Annotated in this window: 6 protein-coding genes; 3 read left to right on the top strand and 3 right to left on the bottom strand. The window is 68.7% G+C overall.

The window, feature by feature from the left end:
• Nucleotides 1-2,620: methionine synthase (gene metH / locus VGB60_RS08465; protein ID WP_331037831.1), on the top strand; the 2,620-nt coding region annotated here is incomplete at its 5' end.
• A 3-nt stretch (nt 2,621-2,623) separates the two neighbouring features.
• On the opposite strand, the gene VGB60_RS08460 is transcribed toward metH, so the two are convergent.
• The gene (locus tag VGB60_RS08460; protein WP_331037830.1) at nt 2,624-3,151 is read right to left on the bottom strand and encodes a hypothetical protein; all 528 of its coding nucleotides are present in this window, start codon (nt 3,149-3,151) and stop codon (nt 2,624-2,626) included.
• Between the two features lie 187 nt (nt 3,152-3,338).
• Here VGB60_RS08460 and VGB60_RS08455 point away from each other — a divergent pair, with 187 nt between their 5' ends.
• Together VGB60_RS08455 and VGB60_RS08450 are read left to right on the top strand one after the other, a co-directional pair.
• Nucleotides 3,339-3,737, top strand: coding sequence for a TIGR01244 family sulfur transferase (locus VGB60_RS08455; RefSeq protein ID WP_331037829.1), 399 nt, complete (start codon nt 3,339-3,341; stop codon nt 3,735-3,737).
• Between the two features lie 200 nt (nt 3,738-3,937).
• Nucleotides 3,938-4,840, top strand: coding sequence for an MBL fold metallo-hydrolase (locus VGB60_RS08450; protein WP_331037828.1), 903 nt, complete (start codon nt 3,938-3,940; stop codon nt 4,838-4,840).
• A 3-nt stretch (nt 4,841-4,843) separates the two neighbouring features.
• On the opposite strand, the gene VGB60_RS08445 is transcribed toward VGB60_RS08450, so the two are convergent.
• Complete coding sequence (locus tag VGB60_RS08445; RefSeq protein WP_331037827.1) at nt 4,844-5,527, bottom strand: hypothetical protein; 684 nt, start codon at nt 5,525-5,527, stop codon at nt 4,844-4,846.
• 4 nt (nt 5,528-5,531) lie between these two features.
• Nucleotides 5,532-6,461, bottom strand: a 930-nt coding sequence (locus VGB60_RS08440) for an AMP-binding protein (RefSeq protein ID WP_331037826.1), incomplete at its 5' end; no start/stop codon positions are given.

Below are 6,461 nucleotides of genomic sequence, written 5' to 3'. Positions count from 1 at the left end.
CTCGGCCAAATTCAAGAAGCTGATCATCGACGGCGACTATGCCGCCGCCCTGTCGGTGGCGCGTCAGCAGGTCGAGGCCGGGGCCTCCGTCATCGACATCAACATGGACGAAGGCCTGCTCGACTCCAGGCAGGCCATGGTCACCTTCCTGAACCTGATCGCGGCCGAGCCCGACATCGCGCGGGTGCCGGTGATGATCGACAGCTCCAAATGGGAGGTGATCGAGGCCGGGCTGAAATGCGTCCAGGGCAAGCCGATCGTCAATTCGATCTCGATGAAGGCGGGCGAGGCCGAGTTCCGCGAACAGGCCGTCAAATGCCTGCGCTACGGCGCCGCCGTGGTTGTCATGGCCTTCGACGAGGTCGGCCAAGCTGACACCGCCGCGCGCAAGGTCGAGATCTGCACCCGCGCCTACCGCATCCTGGTGGATGAGGTCGGCTTTCCGCCCGAAGACATCATCTTCGACCCCAACATCTTCGCCGTGGCGACCGGGATCGACGAGCACGACAACTACGCCGTCGACTTCATCGAGGCGACCCGGGTGATCAAGGCCACCCTGCCTTACGCCCGCGTCTCCGGCGGTGTGTCTAACGTCAGCTTCAGCTTCCGCGGCAACGAGCCGGTCAGGCGCGCGATCCACAGCGTCTTCCTGTACCACGCCATCCAGGCGGGCATGGACATGGGCATCGTCAATGCGGGCGACCTGCCCCTGTACGACGACATCGATTCGAAGCTGCGCGAGGCGGTCGAGGACGTGATCCTGAACCGGCCGCAGCGGACCAATGTCTCGAACACCGAGCGGCTGGTCGACATGGCGCCCGAGTACAAGGGCGAGAAGGGCGCGGCGCGGGTCGTCGACCTGAAATGGCGCGACGCCCCGGTCGGCAAGCGCATCGAACACGCGCTGGTCCACGGCATAACGGACTGGATCGAAGCGGATGCGGAAGAGGCGCGCCTCTCCGTCGAGCGGCCGCTGCACGTCATCGAAGGCCCGCTGATGGACGGGATGAACGTGGTCGGGGACCTGTTCGGCTCGGGCAAGATGTTCCTGCCCCAAGTGGTCAAATCGGCGCGGGTGATGAAGCAGGCCGTGGCCTGGCTGGAGCCCTTCATGGAGGCCGAAAAGGCCGGCAAGCCCCGGGAACAGGCCGGCCGCATCCTGATGGCCACGGTCAAGGGCGACGTCCACGACATCGGCAAGAACATCGTCGGCGTCGTGCTGCAGTGTAACAACTACGAGGTCATCGACCTGGGCGTCATGGTCCCGGCCGACCGGATTCTCGACGCGGCCGTCGAGCACAAGGTCGACATCGTCGGCCTGTCCGGCCTGATCACCCCGTCGCTGGACGAGATGGTGTTCGTGGCGCGCGAGATGGAGCGGCGCGGCTTCACCATCCCCCTGCTGATCGGCGGCGCGACCACCAGCCGGACCCACACGGCGGTGAAGATCGAGCCCGGCTATCACTCCGGCTCGACCACCTATGTGATCGATGCATCGCGTGCCGTCGGCGTGGTCTCCGGCCTGCTGTCGAAAACGGAGCGCGCCAAGAACGAGGCCGCCACGCGCGACGAGTACATCCGCATCCGCGAGCAGTATGCGCGCGGCCAAGAGGTCAAGGCGCGCGCCGCCCTGCCCGCTGCGCGTCAGAACCGCTTCAAGCCCGATCCGTCGACGCCCCTGCCCCCGGCGCCGTCCTTCCTCGGCGTGCGCGCGTTCGACAGCTGGGACCTGGGCGATCTGGCCGACCATATCGACTGGACGCCCTTCTTCGCCAGCTGGGAGCTGATCGGCCGCTATCCGCTAATCCTCGAGGACGAGATCGTGGGCGAGGCCGCTCGGGACCTGTTCAAAGACGCCCAGGCGATGCTGAAGCGTATCGTCGACGAGAAATGGTTCACCGCCCGCGGCGTCGTCGGCTTCTGGCCCGCCAACGCCGTCGGCGACGACATAGCCGTCTATGCGGACGAGAGCCGCACCGACGAGATCGCGCGCTTCCACACCCTGCGGCAACAGATCAGGAAGTCGAACGGCAAGCCCAATCTCGCCATGTCGGACTTCGTCGCCGAGACGGGGCGCGACTACATCGGAGCCTTCGCCGTCACCGCCGGCCATGGCGAGCTCGAGATCGCCAAACGGTTCAAGGACGCCGGCGACGACTATTCGGCCATCATGGCCACCGCGCTCGCCGACCGTCTGGCCGAGGCCTTCGCCGAGGCGCTGCACAAGAAGGTGCGGACCGAGCTCTGGGGCCATGCGCCCGACGAACAGACGACCGTTGAGGACCTGATCGCCGAACGATATCAGGGCATCCGCCCCGCGCCCGGCTATCCGGCCCAGCCCGACCACACGGAAAAGGCCACCCTGTTCCGCCTGCTTCAGGCCGAGGACCACGCCGGCATGGCCCTGACTGAAAGCTTCGCCATGACCCCGCCGGCGTCGGTTTCAGGCCTCTATTTCGGCCACGCGGAGAGCCACTATTTCGGCGTCGGCAAGATCGATCCGGATCAGGTCGCCGACTACGCCCGGCGCAAGGGCTGGGATCTGGCCACGGCCGAACGCTGGCTGTCGCCCATCCTCAACTACGAGCCGGACGCCCGGGTGAGAAGCGACGCCGCCTGAGCCCTACTCCAGCCCGACGTCCCGCGGCGTGGCCGGGGCGCTGGTGATGTTGTTGCGGATGCGGCGGGCGGCGTGCTCGCAGCGGCCGGGCAGGCCGAAGAACAGGCCAAAGGCCTGGCTGCGGACCGTCTCGTCCTGTCCGGCGAACGGCGCCCATTTCGCCGTCGCCTGAGCGGCGGCCGTGCGGGCCGCCGCCCGGCTGGCGGCGGTCTGGCGCGGCTCGGCGGCGTCAAGCGCGGCGCGGAAGTCGGCGGCCTCGAGCTTGCCCAAGCGGATGATGTCCGTATCAAGCGGATCACGGTTCGTCAGGGTTTCGCCGAGCGCGACATGGCCGTTCACCAGCGCCTCGCACCAGGCCACCAGCGGATAGTCGGCCTCGGGGGCGCCGGTCGGCATCGGGTTGGCGTAGGCGACCGCCTCGCGATACCGCTCGGTTTCCACGGTTTCGGCGCGCGGCGCCGTGCTGACGACGCCGTCCTGCGGGGCGGGGGCGGCGGAAAGCAGAAGGGCGGAAGCGAGGGTCAGCAGCATGAAATCGCCTGGTGGTGGTTGTGGAGACGCACAGCAACGCCCGAAGGCTCCGATGGTTTTTCCGGGACGGCCGGCGAAGTCAACAAAAACGGCCGCCGGGGCCGAAAAGCCACAGCATCCGCGCCTTGACCCGCACGCGAGCTTGGACGAGTCAGGCGCGACCCGCCTGTTCTGAAGGGACCCGCCCATGAGCCCCCGGCCACTCTCCCCGACCCTCTGGGCGTCTCCACAACTCGCGCCGGCCGCCTTGCCGGGCCTCGCCGAGGCGGGCGTTCGGCGCATCATCAGCAACCGCCCCGACCACGAGGACCCTGGGCAGCCGACCGCCGCCGAGATGGAAGCCGCTGCGAAAGAGGCGGGTCTTTCCTTCCTCTGGATCCCGGTCTCGGGCATGCCCGCCCCGGATCAGGTGCAGGCCGTTGCCGAGGCGCTGGTTGACGGTCAGCCGACGGTGCTCTTCTGCCGCTCCGGCATGCGGTCCGCCGCGATCTGGGCAATGTCGGAACGGTCTAAGGGCGCGGACGAGGAGGACCTCAGGACGGCCGCTGCCGCCGCGGGCTACGATCTCAGCCGGCTTCCGCTCTAGCGGACCACGCCCACGCGCGCGGCGTACGGAACAGGCTCGGGTGTGCAGGAGGCTACCGCCAGCTGCGCCGCCATGAGACATAACAGGGCCGCAGCCACGGGCTGAAGCCGATTTGAGACAGCCAGGGCGATGGAAACAGCCACGATGCGCGCTCCGCAGAAGGTTTGCATAACCCGCACGCAAGCTCCGGGCCGTCCGCGATGATCCCGTTCGTTGCGATGCCGCCATTTGAGTACGGGCGGGTGGACGCGGTCTCGCCGCTGATCCAGCGGGTGGTCGCGAGCAACCCAGGGCCGTTCACCTACACCGGGACGGGCGCCTACATCGTCGGACGGCCCGAAGCGGGGGCCAGCGTCGCGGTCATCGACCCAGGCCCGGATGACGCGGATCACCTGGCCGCCCTGCTTGCGGCCGTCGAGGGCCGGCGAGTGACCCATGTGCTGGTGACCCACACTCATCGCGACCACGCGCCCCTCGCCCGGCCGTTCGCGGAGGCGGTGCGGGCGCCGGTCCTCGCCGCACGGCCACCTCTGCGCCAGACACACGCCTCATCTCCGCTCGACGAGGACGAGGACGAGGCGTTCGCCCCCGACGAGGTTCTGGCGGGCGGCGAAGTTATCGAAGGAGACGGATGGACGCTGGAGGCCCTCGCCACGCCGGGACACGCCTCCAACCACCTCGCCTTCGTGCTGCGTGAAGAAGCGGCGCTGTTCAGCGGCGATCACGTCATGGGCTGGTCGACGACGGTGGTCGCACCGCCGGACGGGGACATGGCGGCCTATATGGACAGCCTCGAGAGGGTCATCGCGCGGGAGTTCACGACGCTCTGGCCGACGCACGGGGGGCCGATCACGGAGCCTGGCCCGTTTCTCGCCGCCTATCGTGATCACCGCCTCACGCGCGAGGCGCAGATTCTGGCCCAGGTCGAAGCCGGCGTCGGACGAATCGCGGACGTGGTCCCGACGCTCTACGCCGCTGTCGATCCGCGCCTGTGGCCGGCCGCCAGCCTGTCCGTCTGGGCGCACCTGATTGCGCTGGAGAAGGCCGGACGCGTGAGCGCCGCACCCGGGCCGCTCATCGACGCCGTGTGGGCGCCGGCCTGAGGCTCAGCGCCCGCTGCGCAGGGCCTCGCTGATCCGGGTCGCCATGCGGCAGGCCGCGCCCGCGTGCGAGCGCCCGTCTCGGGCGGCCACGCGGATATCCGTGCGGCCCGGCCGTATGCGGATCACGGCGTCGTGGCGGAACCCGAACCAGAAGCCTTGCTGGACGCCGTCGGCCCGCGCCACCCCGGCGCGGCGCACCGAGAAGCCCGCCTGCTGCAGCGCCCACGCCGCCGACTCGGGCGCGATCTGGGTCATGGCCGGAAGGGCGCCCGGGCAGGCCTCGACTCCGACGATGCTCGCTGGCCCCTGCCCGGCCCCGCGAGGGTCGCCGACCCGCGGGAGATCGGCCAGATTGGTGCTGACGTCCTCCGATGGCGCGGCGGCGAGCCGGCTGGTCTGCCAGACATAGACGCCGAGCGTCCCCAGCCCGGCCAGCACGGCGACGACGGCCAGCACGCCTGTCCGCCGCATATCGCGCAGCGCGAGAAAGCCGGCCGAAACCCCGGCCGCCGCGCCGACAAAGGCCAGCCACCAGCCGACCTTCAGCGTCAGCAGGTCGTAACCGATCTCCGGCGGCATCAGCCCGGTGCGGGTGCCCAGGGCGGAAACCAGCACAAGCAGCGGCGCCGCCAGGCTGACCGCCAACAGCGCCTGAACGGCCGTTCGTGGCTTGCGGCCGCTGACCATCGCCTCAGCTCGCCGTCGGCAGGCGGTAGTCGCTCATCCGCTCGCGGATCAGCTTCTTGTCGACCTTCCCAGTTGCGCCCAGCGGGATCTCGTCCGCGAATACAACGTCATCCGGCATCCACCACTTGGCGATCTTGCCCTGCAGGAAGTCGAGATGCTCCTGCTTGTCCTGGGTCTCTCCAGGCTTCAGCTTGACGATGAGAACCGGCCGCTCGTCCCATTTTGGATGAGCGGCGCCTATCACCGCGGCCAGTTCCACCTTCGGATGCCCGACCGCGATGTTCTCGATCTCGATCGAGCTGATCCACTCGCCGCCGGACTTGATCACATCCTTGGCGCGGTCGGTGATCTGCATGAAGCCCTGCTCGTCGATCGTCGAGACGTCGCCAGTGTCGAAGAACCCCTCGTGGTCGAGGATGTCACCGCCCTCGCCCTTGAAGTAGGCCCCGGCGATGGTCGGCCCCTTGATCATGAGCCGGCCATAGGTATGCCCGTCGTGGGGCATCTCCTGGCCGGCGTAGTTCTTCAGTTTAAGCTCGACGCCCAGCGGGGGCGTGCCCTGCTTCACCCGCCACTTCATCTGTTCGTCGTACGGCAGGGCCAGCAGTTCGGGCGGCAGGTTGGACAGGGTGCCGATGGGCGAGGTTTCGGTCATGCCCCAGCCCTGCAGCACCTCGATCCCGAACTCCTCCTGGAAGGCGCGGATCAGGCTCTCGGGCACGGCGGAGCCGCCGATCAGGACCTTCTTCACGGTCGGAATCCGCAGGCCGTTCTCGCGCAGATGGGTCAGCAGCCCCTGCCACACCGTCGGCACGGCGGCCGAGAAGGTGACGCCCTCGCTCTCGATCAGTTCGTAGATCGCCGCGCCGTCCATCCGCGCGCCGGGCATGACCAGCTTGGCGCCCGAGGCGGGACCCGCGAAGGCGATGCCCCA

The sequence above is a fragment of the Brevundimonas sp. genome (assembly GCF_036399195.1).
Lineage (GTDB): Bacteria > Pseudomonadota > Alphaproteobacteria > Caulobacterales > Caulobacteraceae > Brevundimonas.
Note: the sequence above shows the minus strand (reverse complement) of the source record. Positions and strands in the feature narration are given on the sequence as shown.

What these genes read in the sequence shown, in the direction of transcription:
- VGB60_RS08445 (WP_331037827.1), bottom strand. Translation starts at nt 5,527, where the DNA reads ATGGTCAGCGGCCGCAAGCCACGAACGGCCGTTCAGGCGCTGTTGGCG.
- VGB60_RS08460 (WP_331037830.1), bottom strand. Translation starts at nt 3,151, where the DNA reads ATGCTGCTGACCCTCGCTTCCGCCCTTCTGCTTTCCGCCGCCCCCGCC.
- VGB60_RS08455 (WP_331037829.1), top strand. Translation starts at nt 3,339, where the DNA reads ATGAGCCCCCGGCCACTCTCCCCGACCCTCTGGGCGTCTCCACAACTC.
- VGB60_RS08450 (WP_331037828.1), top strand. Translation starts at nt 3,938, where the DNA reads ATGATCCCGTTCGTTGCGATGCCGCCATTTGAGTACGGGCGGGTGGAC.